The sequence below is a fragment of the Acetanaerobacterium elongatum genome (genome assembly GCF_900103835.1).
GTDB classification, from domain to species: domain Bacteria; phylum Bacillota; class Clostridia; order Oscillospirales; family Ruminococcaceae; genus Acetanaerobacterium; species Acetanaerobacterium elongatum.
Window position 1 is genome coordinate 1 of record NZ_FNID01000003.1, and the last position, 17,626, is coordinate 17,626.

Below are 17,626 nucleotides of genomic sequence, written 5' to 3' on the forward strand. Positions count from 1 at the left end.
ATTCGGTGGTATGCTTACCATCATGTGTATATGGTCGCGGCATGCCTGTGCCTCTATTATTTCCACCCCTTTTTGTTCGCATAATTTCCTAAGTATCTGCCCTATATCCACCTTGATTTGTCCATATATTTCTTGTCGTCTATACTTCGGTGCAAATACTATATGATATTTACATCTCCATTTCGAATGTGTTAAACTATTTATGTCATCCATTGACATGTCCTCCTTTGTTTTTTGATGCGGTTGGTGAACCTTCATCATTCTATCACTGGAGGACCTCTTTTCGCTATAAGCGTTCTAATTCCACCAGCAGAGCTGGTGGTTTTTTGCGCTGAAGCTACAATGAAATCGGGCTAGCTGTATTGGCTGGCCCGTTCTTTTTTGCCCCAGCTTGATTGACAAGCCCATACCGATTCTATATAATTCAAATTAGCAACATCAGACATTTTTAAGATAGAACAGGAGCTGTCGTTATGAGTGAGAATAAGCAAGCCGCCGAGCAGGAGGCTGTTCCGGTAATCAAGGAGCGCAAACGCTGGCTGTTTTTGGGGCTGCCCTTCACCTTTACCAGGTATGAGCTGGACGGAAAACGTCTGAAGCTGTGCCGGGGCTTTTTAAACACCACCGAGGACGACCTGCTGTTATACCGCGTGATGGATGTTACCGTCAGCCGCACGCTGTTCCAAAGAATGGCGGGCTTGGGGACGATGACGATTGTATCCACCGACAAGACCAACCCCACCCTTGCGGTAACCAACATCAAGCGCGTACACGCGTTTAAGGATGCGCTGGATGCTCGCGTAGAGAGCGAGCGCATGCGGATGCGGTTTAGAGCCGGCGAGATTACCGAAACCGACTTTGACGGGGATATGCAGACGAATTGAATTTTTATGGATATAGAGGAAGGCGAGCCGAGGGGCGCGCCTTTTTGTCTTTTGTAGGGGACGGTTATACTCGATGTTCCGTTAATTCTGCGCGATGATTGTAGGGGCGCGCATTGCGCGGCCGCGGAATTGGTGGTGTACCGCGGTCGGGTCAAGACCCGACCCTACATATTATCGCCAGAGCGCGACACTTTGTAGGGAACGGTCTTGACCGTTCCGCCTTATCTATAATTTAATATTGGACCTCTGTTAACCCCACCCCAAACCCCTCCCAACTATTCAGTAGGCAAAGTTACAAGGCTTGCAGAATTGGGAGGGGCTTTTATGCGTGCGGGGGCTACGCCCCCACACTTCTTTTCATTTGATATTGGACTATACAAGTAATTAAGGATAATTTGTATATTATTGAGATAGTTAATTGATAGTATTAGCGGTATAATTAGTAATTAATAAATTAAATTTGTTGAACACGAGGTGTCGTTGATGAAGGAAGCATTAAAAAAAGCGTATTTGGAATGGGAACAGGAAATATTACTTCCATTTAAAAGTGCTAGAGACGATAATCAATATTCTTCTCCATTTTATATGGGTTACTCTCAACATTATTCACCAAATAAAAAAACCATCATGGTTATTGGCCAAGAAGCAAGAGATTGGAGAAGGATAGATACAGACTGGTCTATAGATGATATTCAAAAACACTATGAGAGCATAATAGCCAGACAATTATTTGGTATTAGAAATAACAGTAAGTTCTTAAAATCAGCTTTTTGGAGGCTTATTAGGTATCTTCAAGGCGAGAATTTTAATGTAGTTTGGAACAATCTAGACAAGTTACATCGGTATGATGGCAAAAAGTCAATCCCGCTAGAATTAGAAGATGAAACGGAACTAAATAGGCAATATGGAACAGATAAAAAATCCTTACTAGAGAGAGAAATAGATATAATTAACCCAGACCATATTATTTTTGTAACCGGCCCAGCTTATTATAAATCAATGTGTACATGTTTCGGCATAAAGCCAACTTCATTAGTGAAATACAGGCCAAACAATCAAAATTTGTGCACAGAAATTGATAATGTCCTGAATTATAAAGGCAAAGCAATCTGGACATATCATCCGACTTATTTAAGCCGTATAAAAGCATACGATAAGTGCGTAAGTTATATAAAGGAAAGAATTAAGGATTAGTCCCACCCTACCCCTCCCAAATTATTCATAAGCAAAGTTACTTGACTTGCACAAATTGGGGATATGGCTAGTTAATTGTAACAAGTGAAGCGGTGAAATACATGGAAGTTATTAAATATGAAGGCCGTACATATACAAAAGTAAATGGCAAATGGTTTGATTCAATGAATATGATTGCCCCATTGTCTGTTCAATCTCGATTAAATTTTACCTTCTCAAAAGGGTTGGATTATGATACCATGGACGTTTCCGAATTAATTAAGGTTGCTGATGACTACAAAGCATCTCAAAGCTTTGGGCTAGCATTAAAGGCATATGAATCAGCTATTAAGAAGTCCGATAATAATCAGGTTGCACACATATTGCCACGCATAACTTCCTGTTACAGGTCAGTTGGACAACCAGAAAAGGCTATTCAAGTTAATTCATGGGCAAAAAAGCTTTTTGGAGCTTCAATTATATCTCCAGCCTTATTAACATCCATTGCAGCGGCATATTGTGATATGGGTGAATATGATAATGCAAAAAGGTGCTGTGACAGAGCATATGCTATGGCGGGAGGTAAAGGATTTATCGAACTCTCTCTTGTATATAAGCGTATTGAGTCCCAGACAAAATGAATTTAAATAAGCCGGAGCTCCAATCGGAGGCTCCGGCTTCTTCATTTCCTATCAAAAAACTATACCAGCCCTCATTCCGAGAGCAGCTCAATCCCCTTCTTCACCCTAGCCAGCGCTTCCTCTTTACCTAAAATCGCGCAAATCTCAATGCCGCCGCCGGGGGTAAACTGCTTGCCGCTTGCGGCAACGCGCAGGGGCCACAGCACAATGCCGTTCTTTACACCAAGGCTTTCAATCAGCGCAAACACCGCGGCGTGGATGTTCTCTATCGTAAAGTCGGCAATACCCTCCAGCACGGGAAGCACGGCTTTGAGCATCTCGAGCGAGCTTTCGCGGGTGGTTTTCATCTTCTTGCTCACATACAGCTCAAGGTCGTAGTCGGGCAAGCTGTCGATAAAATCCACCTGCTCGGGGATGTCGGCCAAAACCTCGGTGCGCGCCTGCAGCACCTGTGCAATCAGCTTGATGTCCACGTCGGGGCGGGTAACGGTTTTGCGTATCCACGGCTCGGCCATGCGCGCAAAGTCGTCAATCGGGAGCATACGGATATACTCGCCGTTGATGTGCCGCAGCTTCAGCGGGTCGAAGATAGCGGGGGACTTCGAGATGCCCGCCACGTCGAACTCCTCAATCATCTGCGCGAGGGTGAAGATCTCGTTCTCGCCTTTAGGCGACCAGCCTAAGAGCGCGATGTAGTTGAGCACCGCATCCTTGAGGTAGCCCGCCTTGATTAAATCCTCGTAGGAGGCGTCGCCGTTGCGCTTAGAGAGCTTCTCGGTGGCGTTCTTCATTACGGGCGAGCAGTGGATGTATACGGGAATCTGCCACCCGAAGGCCTCGTAAAGGAGGTTGTACTTGGGGGTGGAGGAAAGGTATTCGTTGCCGCGGATAACGTGGGTAATGCCCATCAGGTGGTCGTCCACCACGTTTGCAAAGTTGTAGGTGGGCATACCGTCGCTCTTAATCAGCACCTGATCATCAAGGGTGGAGTTTTCCACCGTCACATCGCCGAACACCACGTCGTGGAAGGTGGTGGTGCCCTCCTCGGGAATCTTCTGGCGGATAACATAGGGAATACCGGAGGCGAGCTTCTCGGCAATCTCCTCTTTGGAAAGGCGGCTGCAGTGGCCGTCGTATTTCGGCGAGATGCCCGAGGCCGTCTGCACCTTTTTCAGCTCCTCCAGCCGCTCCTTATCGCAGAAGCAGTAGTAAGCGTGGCCGGATGCCACCAGCTGCTCGGCATACTGCTTGAACATGCCCATGCGCTCGCTCTGCACATAGGGGCCGCAGGGGCCGCCGATATCGGGGCCTTCATCCCACACAAGGCCGGTTTCCTTCAGGGTGTTGTAGATGATATCCACCGCGCCCTCCACATACCGTTCCTGGTCGGTATCCTCTATACGCAGGATGAATTTGCCGCCCTTGCTCTTGGCCTGCAGATAGGCATAAAGGGCAGTTCTAAGGTTACCGACGTGCATATAACCCGTGGGGCTGGGCGCAAAACGGGTGCGCACCTCTCCGTTAAATAGTGTCATAGTAGCTGTGTCCTTCCTGTTTAAAAAGTATCTACAAAATAGCTCTTACATAATAGTAGCTTTACTAAGGGCGTTTGTCAAATTGTTCATGACAGGATACGCGATAATCCCCGCAATGGGCAGATGTGTAGGGGACGGTGTCCTCGATATTCCGCTCTATCGTAGGGGCGAACTGTGTTCGCCCGCGATATTTCTACAGCGTCCGTGAGACCGCGGACGCGCAATGCGCTCCCCTACAGAGGAAACGTTTTTATCTGGGCGCGGAGAAGTGTTCGGTGGCGTACCACTCGTACCCTTTGTCCGACTTTCGCACATAGATGCCGATGCCGGTGCGGGTAACGTCGCTTGCAATCATCGCCGCGTAGTGCGATTTGCTTTCCTTCCACGAATCGAAGATATCCTGCGCGGTCAGGTTCGAGGCTCGGCCCTTCTGCAGGTTTTCACTGATGACGGTGTAGCGGTACTTATGCTCGTCCATGATGGTCGACCAGTCGCGCCCGTCGGGGCGGGTGTGCTCGAAGTGGTTGTTCTCCATCAGCTCCTTGCTGCGTTCGCGCGCGGTGGCCTTAAGCTCGTCATCCTTGGCAAGCTCCGCCAGCGAAAGGCTCTTTCGCTCGGCGTTCACCAGCTCGAGCACTCCATCCTCCAGCGACGTGGAAAAACCGGTTTCGCCCTCTCCCGCAGGGTCTATGCTAAAATCCGAGCCGGTATTCTCCGCGCTTGCCGATGAGCGTTCGCTGCTGGTAAGGGCGGCGTTTACCACCACATCGTTTATCCACCGCTGCACATACGAGCAGCCGGTCAGGCTCACCGCAGCCACACAAACCGCCAGCAATACCGCAAGGGCCTTGCCGGGTTTTCTTCTTTTCATCCCGAAGCCTCCCCATCCGTAGCTTTGTATGCCCTTTATGTCTCTCTAGGCCATATGCCACTTAATGCCCTGCGGGGTATCCTCCAATACGATGCCCATGTTCTTTAAGGTGTCGCGTATCTCGTCGGCGCGCTTGAAATCACGGTTTTTGCGTGCCTGCTGCCGTTCTTCTATCAGTGTCTCCACCTCGCTGTCTAGGCTCTTGCCCTTGCGGTTGTAAAGCAGCCCCAGCACACCGCAAAGCTCATCGAGCAGCGTTCTGCCAAGCTCAATAGCGGCCTTTGAGCCGATGGTGGTTCCCGTAGTAAGGGTGTTAATCTCGCGCACCAGCTCGAAGATGGCCGCAAGTGCGTCGGCGGTGTTCAGGTCGTTATCCATCGCCGCCTTAAACTGGTCGCGGCGCTTTTCCATGCTCGCCATCAGCTCGGCCTCCTCCGGCCTTGCCTCCCCCACGGCGGATTGAAGCGCGAAATCGATGTTCTCGCGGCAGGTATACAGGCGCTCAAGCGAAGCCTTGGCCTGATCCATGACCTCCTCGCTGTAGTTCATGGGGCTGCGGTAGTGCGCTGAAAGCATGATAAAGCGGATGGGCTCGTAGCCGAAATGCTCGCCCACCTCGCGCGCGGTGCGGAAGTTGCCGAGAGACTTGGACATCTTTTTATTGTTGATGTTAATGTATTCGTTGTGCATCCAGTAGCGCGCAAACGGCACGCCCCACGCGCACTCGCTCTGCGCAATCTCGTTTTCGTGGTGCGGGAAGATTAAATCCAAGCCGCCGCAGTGCAGGTCGATGGTCTCACCAAGGTAGCGTTTGGCCATGGCAGAGCACTCGATGTGCCAGCCGGGGCGCCCGTTGCCCCACGGCGAGGGCCAGAACGGCTCACCGGGCTTGGCCGCCTTCCACAGCGCAAAATCTACGGGGGATTCCTTCTGCTCGCTCACGTCGATACGCGCGCCCGCCTCCAAATCCTCCAGCGGCTGGTGCGAAAGCTTGCCGTAGCCGTCAAAGCGGTGGGTGCGAAAGTATACATCGCCGTTCGATTCATAGGCGTAGCCCTTCTCCACCAGCGTTTTCACAATCTCAAGGATGGTGTCGATGTTCTCGGTGGCTCTGGGGTGAACGGTGGCCTCGCGCACATTCAGTCCCGCGGCATCCACCTTATATTCTTTGATGTACTTCTCGGCGATGGTGAGAAAGTCGGTGCCCTCCTCATTGGCGCGCCTAATAATCTTATCATCGATATCGGTAAAGTTCTGCACATAGGTTACCTTGTAGCCGATGTATTCAAGGTAGCGGCGCAGAGTATCGAACACACAGGCAGGGCGCGCGTTGCCGATATGGATATAGTTATACACGGTAGGGCCGCACACATACATGCGAATCTCCCCCGGGTGGATGGGTACCAGCTCCTCCTTTTGCCGGGTGAGGGTGTTAAAGATTTTCATATTCAAACTTCCTTTCTGCCATGTTCTGCTGATGATTTCGTAGGGGCGAACACATTGCGCCCCCGCAGCTTTCATGCAACCCTAGACAATACCGCGGAACGGTCAAGACCGTTCCCTACAATTCTGCCCTCTCGCTTCTGCCTTTTCGTAGGGGGCGGCGTCCTCGACGCCCCGCATTATATTCCCATTCGCCAAAGACGTTTGTAACAGGGGTGGTCATCCGTGGTATCCATTCCGCCAACTATGAGACCGCGAACACGCAATGCGCGCCCCTACATTTATTGATTGTGCGGTTCCTCAGGCTTTTGCTGCTTTAACAGCTTCTCCAGCTCGTCGATGCGCCCGCTCATCTTGCACAGCTCCTGCGAAATCGGGTCGGGGATGTGCACCTGATCCAGGTCCTCGCAGCCCACACGCTTGCCGCCCATCTTTACTACCCTGGCGGGTACGCCCACCGCAGTGCAGTTGGGCGGGATGGTATCGAGCACCACGGCGTTTGCGGCAATCTTTGAGTTATCGCCCACCGTAAACGGGCCAAGAATTTTGGCACCGCACCCGATGAGCACGTTTTTGCCGATGGTGGGGTGTCGCTTGCCCTTATCCTTGCCCGTACCGCCCAGGGTTACCCCCTGGTAGATGGTGCAGCCGTCGCCCACCTCGGCGGTTTCGCCGATAACAACGCCAAGGCCGTGGTCGATGAACACGCCGGTGCCGATCTTGGCGCCCGGGTGAATCTCTATCTTGGTAAAAAACCTGCCCAGCTGCGAGTTAAAACGCGCGAGGAAAAACAGCCTATGGTTATACAGCCAGTGCGATACCCGGTGGAAGATGATAGCGTGCAGCCCCGAGTAGAGCATCAGCACCTCAAACGAGTTTCTCGCGGCCGGGTCACGCTCCTTTATGGCTTTAATATCTGCTCTAAGCCGCTTAAACATACAAGCATTCCTGCCTTTCCTGTGAAAGTTTGAAGGTTTACTCTAAAACATTTTGCTCCTGCTATCTTAAAAAAATGATGTCTCTGGAAAGATTCAAACTCTCAAGCCCACATTTCAATCTATGCTCATATAACAAACATCCCTACCCTATCATTTTAACCAGGAAGTCAAGAAGAATGAGGGAAATAATACTCGTTCTAAAAACAAAAACGCCCCCGGTTGCCCAAAGGCAACGGAGGCGGCAATCCGCGGTTCCACTCCGATTTATCACTCATAAATCTCTGCCCCAGTAACGCGGGGTACGCAAAAGGATAATGAGCATAAAGCTGTTCCCCCTTTGTGCTGGCAGGTGCATTTCGCCGAAGGAGTGCTCAGGCGCTCACAGCAAGGCGCCATACGGCACCATTACGCCTGTTCTCTGAAGCCGTCTTTTCGGGTACTTCTCCTGCTCGATACTAACGGTGGTTAGTATATTGTCGCATCGTCTATTCACTATAAAAGGTAAACGCTATTAATACATATACCATATGCAGGCTTCGGTTGCAAGCTATTTTTCGGGGTTGATATAGCGGCGGTTTAGCCACAGGTATTGTATACCGGAGGCCACCGTTACGGCGGCAACCACCCACATCATCGTTTCTGATACCATTCTATGCGGAAAGGCGGCGGGCAGTGCGCCGATGGCCATCGCCTCATGCATCAGCATAATGGCAACCGTTACGATAATCTGCATTACGGTTTTTACCTTGCCGAACATACCGGCAGCAATCACGTTACCCGCACCCGCAGCAACCAGCCGAAGCGAGGTTACCATGAATTCGCGGGTAATAATCACCACCGTTACCACGCTGCCGATGAAGCCCAGCTCCACAAAGCAGATGAGCGCGGCGGTTACCAGCATCTTATCGGCAAGCGGATCTAAAAACTTGCCGAAGTTTGTAACCATGTTATGCTTGCGTGCAAGATGCCCGTCCAGATAATCGGTATAGGCCGCAGCCGAGAACATTATCGCCGCCCAAAGGTAGTTGTGCGGTATCTGCGGCAGCAGCAAAAACACCATATAGGCCGGAACCAGTACTATTCGCAGCAGGGTTAGTCTGTTGGGGGTATTGAGCTTGTTCATGATAAAGGCCCTTTGTCCTCTCTGTTTGGCTTTCGTCTCCGGTTCTTAGCCGTTAAACAATTATTCTTCAATCACCGTACCGGTCAGGTCGTAGTCCATCACACCGTCGATTTTAACCTTTACATATCGCCCGATGGGGAGCTTGCCCGCGGCGGTAAAGAATATCTTGCCATCAATCTCGGGGGCATCCATCGCGGTTCTGCCGAAGAAGCATTCGGCGTAGCGGTCAAACCCTTCCACCACCGCCTCCACCGTTTTGCCGATGAATTTCCGGGTGAGGCGCTCGCTGATGGTAGCCTGCTCAGTCATGATAATATCGGCGCGGCGGTGCTTTTCCTTCTCCTCCAGCTGCCCGTCCATCTTAGCGGCGACGGTGTCCTCTTCCTGCGAGTAGGCAAAGCAGCCAAGGCGGTCGAACTTCATTTCCTTCACAAAATCGCACAGCTCGGCGAACTGCTGTTTGGTCTCCCCCGGGAAGCCCGCAATCAGCGTGGTGCGCAGGGTTACACCCGGGATGCGCTCGCGCAGCTTTTTAATCAGCGCGGTTAGTTCCCTGCGGCTGCCGCGGCGGTTCATGGCACGCAGCACCGCTTCATCACAGTGCTGGATGGGGATATCAAGGTATTTTACTACCTTACTGTTGTTTGCAATCGCATCAATCAGCTCGTCGGTGATGCGCTCGGGGTAACAGTAGAGCACTCGTATCCATTTAAGCCCCTCAATGGCGTTTAACTGCCCCAACAGCTCGGGCAGCATACTTTTGTCATACAGGTCTTCTCCGTAGCGCGTGGTATCCTGCGCCACCAGCACAAGCTCTGTGATGCCGTTGCGGGCAAGGTGCTCCGCCTCCTGTACCACCTCGTCGATGGGGCGGCTGCGAAACGGGCCGCGTATGGCGGGGATGGCGCAGTAGGAGCAGCAGTTGTCGCAGCCCTCGGCTATCTTCAGGTAGGCAAAAAAGGGCAGCGTGGTAAGCACGCGCTCGCCCGAAAGCGGCAGAGCCAGCTTATCGGGGAAGCTCTCTACCTTCCTGCCGTTTAGCGCGGTAAGCACCGCCTGCACAATATCATTATTGGCGCCGATGCCCAAGATAACATCGGCCTCGGGGATTTCTTTTGCAACCTCGTCACGGTAGCGCTCGGCCAGGCAGCCTGTAACCGCCACGCATTTAATGCGGCCTTCCTTCTTTAAGCCGCAGAACTCCAGTATATTCTCAATTGATTCGCGCTTGGCGTCTTCGATAAAGCCGCAGGTGTTAATCACCACCACATCGGCAACGCCTGCGTCGGCTGTAATCTCAAAGCCGGCGTTTTTAAAACGCGCCAGCATCAGCTCGGCATCCACCTGGTTCTTGGGGCAGCCCAGCGATACCATTCCAACTCTTGTTTTCATCGTTACAGGTTTATCCTTTCAAACTCACGCTTATATCATCTATGCCTGCTCATACAGATCCTCGTCTGTATAGCGGCTGATGGCGGCTTTAATCTCATCATAGGGGTAGCCCAGACGCGCCAGCGCCTGTATGGTTTTACGAATGCCCTTTGGGTCGGTTAAATATTTCGCATACCTGCGCTCTATAATCTTATCAAGCGCGCTCTCAGCCTCTGGGGCGTTTGCTTGGGCAGCCTCCTCGGCAAGCTCGCGCGTAATGCCTCGGCGTATAAGCTCCTGCATAACGCGGCGCTCGCCGTAGCCCTTGCGGGCATAATAATCCCTTGCTACGCGCGCGGCGTACTCTTTGTCGTTAATAAGCCCGAGCTCCTCCAGCCGCTCCACAACCTCTAACGCAGCATCATCCGAGCGGTCGTCGGTATACTCGGCAAGCCTTTTTACAAGCTCCGCCTTGGAAAAGCTTTTAAACGAGAGCAGGCGAAGCGCACGCTCCTTGAGATATTTGGTCTCTGCCTGCCGCTTCACCTGCTCGCAGTCGTCCTCCGAAAGCTCTCTGCCCACCGTCAGGTGACAAAGCGCTGTGGTTTCCGCATCGGCCGAAAAGGCAAAGACATTGTCTAAAAAAACAGCGTAGCGCCCCTTTTTTGTTTTTTCCACCGCGGTTATCCGCATTGCCCGCACCGCCCGGCTGATATTCTAAGTCTTGAAGAAATGTCTGATATTATACACGCCGATATACAAAGCAGCAGTAAATCAGGCTTCCTCTTCGTCCTCATCCTCTTCAACGTCCAGCTGCACCTTGCTCTTAAACTTACTGTCGGTTTTTACAACGCGGGAGGCCAACAGCTTATCGGCGTTGGCGCGAATCTGCTTATCCAGATCAGCCATCAGCTCTGGGTGCTCCTTTAGGTAGATCTTCACGTTGTCGCGCCCCTGCCCGAGCCGTGTTTCGCCCATGGTGAACCACGCGCCGCTCTTGTTGATGAGGTCTAGCTTTACAGCAAGGTCCAGAATCTCGCCCTCGCGGGAGATACCCGTGCCGTACATAATATCAAACTCCGCCTCTTTAAACGGCGGCGCCACCTTATTCTTAACCACCTTCGCGCGGGTGCGGTTGCCGATTACATCGCTGCCGTTCTTCAGCGCCTCGCCCTTGCGGATATCGATACGCACCGATGAATAGAACTTTAAGGCGCGCCCGCCCGGGGTAACCTCGGGGTTTCCGTAGGCGATGCCCACCTTCTCGCGCAGCTGGTTGATAAACACCGCCACGCAGTTAGACTTGGAGATAACGCCCGTCAGCTTACGCAGCGCCTGCGACATTAAACGCGCCTGCAGGCCGACATGCGAGTCGCCCATCTCACCCTCTATCTCGGCACGGGGCACCATCGCGGCCACCGAGTCGAGCACAATTACATCAATGGCGCCCGAGCGCACCAGTGCCTCGGCAATCTCAAGCGCCTGCTCACCGGTATCGGGCTGCGAAACCAGCAGCGAGTCTATATCCACGCCCAGCGCGCGGGCATAAATCGGGTCCAGCGCATGCTCTACGTCAATAAACGCCACGTCGCCGCCCGCCTTCTGTGCCTCGGCGAGGATGTGCAGTGCCACAGTGGTTTTACCCGAGCTTTCCGGCCCGAAGATTTCAACAATACGCCCTCTGGGCACACCGCCGATGCCCAGCGCCATATCAAGAGCAATGGAACCGGTAGAGATGGCCTCAACGTTCAGCGATGAGTTCTCGCCAAGCTTCATCACCGCGCCCTTGCCAAACTGCTTTTCAATCTGCGCCAGCGCCGTATCCAACGCCTTTTTCTTATCCATCGGTATAACCATTCCTTTCGTCCGGCAAGAGCATAAAGGCTGCCCTTTATGCTCTTTTCCGTTTAGCCCCGGGGGGCGAAGTCTTTAAATACGAACCGCGAACATATGTACTAAATGTATTATAGCTTAAAAGTACAGCGATTGCAACGCAGCAGGAAAATTTCTTACAGCGAGGAGGTTCTTACGCCGCTTACCACACGCGCAATACCATTTAAATCGTTCTTCTTCCGGATATCCTCAAACCCATTTTGAAGCAGAATAGCCGCAACCTCATCGGCCTGGTCGTATCCCACCTCGTACAGCAGCACACCGCCGGGTTTCAGGCACTGCTTCCACCGGCGGGTAATCTCCCTGTAATAGTACAATCCGTCCTTGCGGCCATCCAGAGCCACCGAAGGTTCAAACAATACCTCGCGCTGCAGCTTCTCCATATCGTCGGTTTTAATGTAGGGCGGGTTGCTCACAATCACATCAAAGGCACCCGCCATACTAAGCGAGATACCGCCCAGCACATCGGCCTTTACAGGGGCTATATTATCTGTTTTGTTTAATACAATATTTTTTTCAAGGTAGGGGTAAGCCTCCTGTGAAACCTCCACTGCCATCACACGGCTATCCGGCCGCTTCCTGGCAATAGCCACGGCAATGCACCCGCTGCCGCTGCAAAGGTCGGCAACCGCAGGCTTTACGATAGGCTCCATAACAGCAAGCGCTTCATCCACAAGGGCTTCGGTATCTGCGCGCGGAATCAGCACGCCTTCTCCTACCTCAAAGGGCAGGCCGTAAAACTCCCACCTGCCTATCAGATACTGAAGCGGGTAGCCTGTACCGCGTTTTTTTACCGCCGATTCCACGCTTGCCACCTCTTCATCGGTAAGGATCATGTTGCTGTGCATGAGCATCTGCTTGCGGTCAAGCGCACACAGGCTTTCTACAAGAAAACGAGCCTCGGTGGCTGCGGCTTCCACCCCCGCCGCCAACAGCTCGTTCGTTGCCTGCTGTATCATGGTTTTAATCGTCATAGATGGCCCTTCCTTTCTTATACCAAAGAATCAGTATTACCGAAAGTGTTTTGAACGCCTACGCCTTCAAAAACTCAGCCATGCTTTCCACAAGGATTATCTATAATGTTACCGTCACCAGTTGTCGTCTTCCCCTTCTTTGGGCAGCACGGCCTTTAATGCCGCAAGCGCAACCTCCAGCTGCGAATCATCCGGCTCGCGCGTGGTTAGGCGCTGCAGCCACAGGCCGGGAGCGGAGATAATACGGGTTACGATATTATCATGGCGGCCCGCAAACTTGATAATCTCGTATGCAATGCCGATTACCACCGGAAGCAGCAGCAGCTTATAGGCTACACGCAGCAGCCCGTTGCCCCACGGCAGCAGCGAAAAAACAAGAATGCTGATAACCAGCACAATCAGTAAAAAACTCGTGCCGCAGCGCGGGTGAAAGCGCGTACAGCTACTGGCGTTTTCGGGGGTAAGCTCCATCCCCTTTTCATAGCAGAAGATGCTCTTGTGCTCCCCTCCGTGGTACTCAAACACGCGCCTGATCTCACTCATCTTAGAGATTGCGGCAAGGTACGCGATAAAGATGCCGATTTTAACAGCGCCCTCAAGTACATTCTTCCAGAACCCGATGCCCCCCGTAAGGTATTCCACCAGCTTCACAAGATAGGTAGGCACCAGCATGAACAGCACGATGGCCAGCACTACGCCTAAAACCCCCGCAAAGCCGGTAACAGCGCCCATGAATTTATCGCCAAGCTTTTCTTTGAGCTTAAGTTCAAACTTAGAGGGCTCCTCGTCTTCAAACCCAGCCTTTTCAGCAGATTTCATCAGGCATTTGTAGCCCAGCGTAAGCGAATCTACCAGATTGAAGATGCCGCGGATAAACGGCGCTTTTCTAAACCATTTTCCGCTCTTTTCACTCTCGGTATCCCAGGTCTCCACGTCGATGGTTCCGTCCGGCAGGCGGGAGGCCATGGCGGTTTTGGATACCCCGCGCATCATCACGCCCTCGATGAGTGCCTGCCCTCCTATGGAGGTTTTTTTAGCGGTTTTCTCCTTTAGTTGCTGCATAGCTTTATAAGTTCCTTTCAAGGTAATTATCTATTTCTGCTCTGCCTCTTTTGAATAAACGGGCAGGGTGATGGTAACGGTGGTTCCCTCGCCAACACGGCTTGCAAGCGTAAGGGTACCGCCGTGCATGGTGATAATCTCGTCGGCCACCGCAAGGCCGATTCCCGAGCCTCTGCGGGAGGACTGCCCCTTATAAAACTTGGTTTTCACCTTGGGCAGGTCTTCCTCACTAATGCCGCTGCCGGTATCGGCTATTGAGATGACAATCTCCTTGAGCAGATAATTTTCGCGCGCGGTGATGGTAATGCGCCCGCCGGTGTCGGAGTATTTAAGCGCGTTGTCGATGATATTCACAAACACCTGACGCAGCCGGTTCTTATCGCCGTATACGGGGCTGAGCGAATCCGGCTCTATGTATTCAATTGTAACGCCCTCGCGCTGGGCACGCTGGGTAAACATCAGCACCGCTTCCCCCAGCTCGGCCAGGATATCGAGCTTGCTTTTGGCTAAGGTAAACCGCCCGCTCTGCATACGCGAAAAATCGAGCAACTCCTCCACCATGCCCGAGAGGCGTCCGGTTTCGTTTACAATCACGCGCATGCCCTTATCCCGCATCTCGGTATCTTCCGGGCCGCAATCCTGCAGGGTTTCCGCCCAGCCCTTGATGGCTGTAAGCGGTGTGCGCAGCTCGTGAGAAACCGAGGAGATAAAGTCGTTTTTAATACGCTCGGTGGTGGAAAGCTCCGCCGCCATATAGTTGATGATATCGCACAGCTCACCGATTTCATCGTTATACTTCTTCTTTAAGCGCACCGAAAAATCCCCCGCCGCTATCCTTCGGGCGGTGGCGCCCACCTCTCCGACGGGGATAACGATGGACTTGATAAAATAGGAGCTGGTAAACACCACAAAGAAGATAATCGCTATGCCGATAAGGGTTAAGATCGCCACAATCACAAGAATCTGGTAGTTCACCAGCTCGAGCGAAACTACATAACGCAGTGCGCGGTAGTTTTTTGATTGGTTCGGCACCAGCACGGTTACCGCCATAAACGGTTCACCGCCCGGCATTACCCCTTTAAATTCGCCGTTGCGTGAGGAGGCGGTCTTTGCAACCTCGTAATCGGGCATGGTTACATTGTTTTCGGGCTTAAAGCCGCTGGAGGTGATAGATACCTTACCATCCTTCCCGATGGCCATAATCTCCATCTTGCCCTTATCCTCAAAGTTCTCTACGGTACTGCGAATCTCGTTGTCTACATCCAGTCTGGGGTCGTCGGCGGCCTTTTCCAGCAGCCCTACGGCAGCCTTGGAACGCGCAACCATCGCCTGCTCAATACCGCTGTAATAATAGCTGCGAATACCGATACCGAAGCTGATTTCGATAATAATCAGTATCAGCAGAATAACACACAGGCTGTTAAGCAGCCACCGCTTGGTGATGCTGTTGATTGCCAACGTTAAGCCCCTCCCCTTCTCTTGGTATTGGCAGTTACCTGCTATGTAGCCGCAGGGTCAATCATCCGAGAGATTTGCGAAATAATTTATGCGTTCCATTTATACCCGTAGCCCCATACGGTGAGGATATGCTTGGGGGTGGAAGGCTCATCCTCAATCTTCATGCGAAGCCGCCGGATATTCACATCCACAATCTTTACGTCGCCGCAATAGTGCTCACCCCATATCTTGGTGAGAATCTCGTTACGCTCGATGGCGACATCGGGGTTCTTCATAAAGTAGTCCATTATCTGAAATTCCACCTGGGTAAGCTCCACTGGGGTTCCGTTCTTGGTGAGGGTACGGCTTCTAAGATTGAGCACAAACACCCCGGAACGAAGCTCTTCGGTGGCCGGTACCGCGGCGGCACCCTTGGCCATCGTCACGCGTCGGTAGATGGCGTCTACCCTCGCCACCAGCTCGGATGGGCTGAAGGGCTTGGTCACATAGTCGTCGGCGCCGATCATCAAACCGCCAACCTTATCCATCTCCTGCGTTTTGGCGGTGAGCATAATAATACCCACCGAATTGCTTTTTTGCCGCAGACGCTTGCATACGGTGAAGCCATCAATGCCGGGCATCATCACATCCAGCAGCACCACGTCAAAGTCGCCTCTGTTGTCGTCAAAGGCCTTTAGAGCGGCTTCGCCGCAGTTTACGTCGGTTACATCGTACCCCGCTCGCTGCAGGTTGATTACCACAAAATCGCGGATAACATCCTCGTCTTCAACCACCAGTATCCGTTTCATAACCTCACCGGGCCTTTCGTTGTGTACTTTAATAATGGAACAGCTTTTCAAACTCCTCCAGCGAAATGGCAAGCTTGTTTTTCTCCTGGACTTCAAAGGAGGGAAGCTTCGCGTAATAGGTGAATGAGTCGTTGCTGTTAATGAGGGTATAGCCCTCCACATCGTAGGGATTATCGTTGATGGGGTAAGCCTTTATTCGAAGCAGCTCGTCGCCGATTTCATCTTCCTTTTTTAAATACTCATAGAAAATCCATTCGTTATTTTGCTTAACACTGGTGTTCTGCCGTACAGTGATGTTATTTTCATTCCAAGTGCCTGGGTATTCAAACGAGAACTTGTATGCCTCGTTTTCAAGTGTATAGTTTGTAGGACATAGCTCCATGTCGATAAAATTATCCCAGCGGATCAGCGAATAAACACTTTCCTGACTAGTATAATCGCCGCCCTGTATTTTCACTCCCATGGGGATTTCAAGCAGGCCGTCATTGTTAATATCCTTTGTAAACAGCTGCTCCTTGCGCACGGTTAGTTTTGTGTAGTCGACCTTCTCGCCCTTGAGCAGCTGATTTTTAAGCAGGTTATGCCCTACGCCGATGATCTCGGTAACATAGGGTCCAGTAGCGGTTTTCCCGTCTACAAATATGTTATAGGCTATCCCGTCGGCTAAAGGCTGCGCGGTCGTCTCTGTTAAGGTACTGCCTTCGCCATTCTTTACCGTGTTGGAGACGGCATTCTTCTCGGCGGTCAGGTTCATATATTCCACCACCGTTTCATACAGCGGGGTAAGCGTTGCCACAACATCCAGCTTGCCGTTGTAGTAGGTGGTATCCACCAGCTTGGCCTCGGAGTAAGTCATTCCGGCAATCTGATTCTGCAGCAGGAAGAGCTCATCCCGCCCATCGCCGTCAAAATCCATAATCAGGCTGTTGGTGTAATCGGTGTCGAATTCGGCCTTCAACTGCTTGTTTTCAAACGAGTAAACTACAATCCTCTTTTGATCCCTCAGCACCTTATTATAGGAGACAACAATACTCTTTCTTTCGCTCGAAAGGATATTGTAAAAGCTGATATTATCAACATCGGGCTCAGACTCCACCAGATCACACAGCGAATACCACGCGCCGTTCTGCCTGTCGAGGATATTGATACGCACGTTGTTATCCTCATCCTTGCGGGAATAGAAGACGATCACTTCGTCCTGCCCGTCGGCATCAACATCGTACATGACAAAGGCGGAGCGGTTGTCGCCCTGCTTGGGGTACTTCAGGTTGATATCGGTTCCCGCCGCGGCATTCAGGGCAGCATAAATCTGCTGCTGCTCCACCGAAAGCTTCGGGGGGCGCATAAGGTTTTCGGTATCCTGTTCAATTTTCATGCAGCCCGAAAGTACGGTGCAAAAAATCATCAGCACCGCCAGAACCCGCAGTTTCATACCGATTCATCCTTAGCGTTATTGGTATTGATTTCGGTTA

Annotated in this window: 17 protein-coding genes; 3 read left to right on the plus strand and 14 right to left on the minus strand. The window is 51.9% G+C overall.

Features of this window, described 5'->3' with window-relative positions; all coding sequences use genetic code 11:
* Positions 1–213, minus strand: a 213-nt coding sequence (tnpA, locus tag BLR50_RS01230) for an IS200/IS605 family transposase (RefSeq protein ID WP_143008016.1), incomplete at its 3' end; no start/stop codon positions are given.
* A 260-nt stretch (positions 214–473) separates the two neighbouring features.
* On the opposite strand from tnpA, the gene BLR50_RS01235 reads away from it, so the two are divergent.
* The 3 genes from BLR50_RS01235 (at position 474) to BLR50_RS01245 (ending at position 2,698) form a co-directional block, all read left to right on the plus strand.
* A complete protein-coding gene (locus tag BLR50_RS01235; RefSeq protein WP_092637679.1) occupies positions 474–884 on the plus strand; it encodes a PH domain-containing protein in 411 nt (136 codons plus the stop codon).
* A gap of 483 nt (positions 885–1,367) precedes the next feature.
* Positions 1,368–2,078: a hypothetical protein gene (locus tag BLR50_RS01240; RefSeq protein ID WP_092637680.1), complete on the plus strand. Its 711-nt coding sequence runs from the start codon at positions 1,368–1,370 to the stop codon at positions 2,076–2,078.
* A gap of 101 nt (positions 2,079–2,179) precedes the next feature.
* Entirely contained in the window at positions 2,180–2,698 is a 519-nt protein-coding gene (locus BLR50_RS01245; protein WP_092637681.1) for a tetratricopeptide repeat protein, read from the plus strand.
* A gap of 71 nt (positions 2,699–2,769) precedes the next feature.
* Here the strand turns inward: BLR50_RS01245 and gltX are convergent, their stop codons facing one another.
* The 13 genes from gltX to BLR50_RS01310 form a co-directional block, all read right to left on the minus strand.
* Positions 2,770–4,233 carry a glutamate--tRNA ligase gene (gene gltX / locus BLR50_RS01250; protein ID WP_092637683.1) on the minus strand — a complete coding sequence of 488 codons (1,464 nt, stop codon included), beginning with the start codon at positions 4,231–4,233 and terminating at the stop codon, positions 2,770–2,772.
* Positions 4,234–4,483: 250 nt separating this feature from the next.
* A complete protein-coding gene (locus BLR50_RS01255) occupies positions 4,484–5,104 on the minus strand; it encodes a CAP domain-containing protein (protein WP_092637685.1) in 621 nt (206 codons plus the stop codon).
* Positions 5,105–5,149: 45 nt separating this feature from the next.
* Positions 5,150–6,550 carry a cysteine--tRNA ligase gene (gene cysS / locus BLR50_RS01260; RefSeq protein ID WP_092637687.1) on the minus strand — a complete coding sequence of 467 codons (1,401 nt, stop codon included), beginning with the start codon at positions 6,548–6,550 and terminating at the stop codon, positions 5,150–5,152.
* A 278-nt stretch (positions 6,551–6,828) separates the two neighbouring features.
* Positions 6,829–7,485, minus strand: coding sequence for a serine O-acetyltransferase EpsC (gene epsC, locus BLR50_RS01265; protein ID WP_092637689.1), 657 nt, complete (start codon positions 7,483–7,485; stop codon positions 6,829–6,831).
* 547 nt (positions 7,486–8,032) lie between these two features.
* Positions 8,033–8,608: a CDP-diacylglycerol--glycerol-3-phosphate 3-phosphatidyltransferase gene (pgsA, locus tag BLR50_RS01270; RefSeq protein ID WP_092637691.1), complete on the minus strand. Its 576-nt coding sequence runs from the start codon at positions 8,606–8,608 to the stop codon at positions 8,033–8,035.
* Between the two features lie 60 nt (positions 8,609–8,668).
* Entirely contained in the window at positions 8,669–10,000 is a 1,332-nt protein-coding gene (gene rimO / locus BLR50_RS01275) for a 30S ribosomal protein S12 methylthiotransferase RimO (RefSeq protein WP_092637693.1), read from the minus strand.
* A gap of 39 nt (positions 10,001–10,039) precedes the next feature.
* Entirely contained in the window at positions 10,040–10,672 is a 633-nt protein-coding gene (locus BLR50_RS01280; RefSeq protein WP_092637695.1) for a regulatory protein RecX, read from the minus strand.
* Positions 10,673–10,753: 81 nt separating this feature from the next.
* Positions 10,754–11,824, minus strand: a complete 1,071-nt coding sequence (gene recA, locus BLR50_RS01285; protein WP_092637697.1) for a recombinase RecA — start codon at positions 11,822–11,824, stop codon at positions 10,754–10,756.
* Between the two features lie 164 nt (positions 11,825–11,988).
* Complete coding sequence (gene prmC, locus BLR50_RS01290; RefSeq protein WP_092637699.1) at positions 11,989–12,846, minus strand: peptide chain release factor N(5)-glutamine methyltransferase; 858 nt, start codon at positions 12,844–12,846, stop codon at positions 11,989–11,991.
* 114 nt (positions 12,847–12,960) lie between these two features.
* A complete protein-coding gene (locus tag BLR50_RS01295) occupies positions 12,961–13,908 on the minus strand; it encodes a DUF1385 domain-containing protein (protein WP_092637701.1) in 948 nt (315 codons plus the stop codon).
* A gap of 30 nt (positions 13,909–13,938) precedes the next feature.
* Positions 13,939–15,366, minus strand: a complete 1,428-nt coding sequence (locus BLR50_RS01300; RefSeq protein ID WP_092637703.1) for a sensor histidine kinase — start codon at positions 15,364–15,366, stop codon at positions 13,939–13,941.
* An 86-nt stretch (positions 15,367–15,452) separates the two neighbouring features.
* A complete protein-coding gene (locus BLR50_RS01305; protein ID WP_092637705.1) occupies positions 15,453–16,154 on the minus strand; it encodes a response regulator transcription factor in 702 nt (233 codons plus the stop codon).
* A 28-nt stretch (positions 16,155–16,182) separates the two neighbouring features.
* On the minus strand, positions 16,183–17,586 hold the full coding sequence (locus tag BLR50_RS01310; protein WP_092637707.1) for a hypothetical protein: 1,404 nt from the start codon (positions 17,584–17,586) through the stop codon (positions 16,183–16,185).
* Positions 17,587–17,626 lie beyond the last annotated feature (40 nt).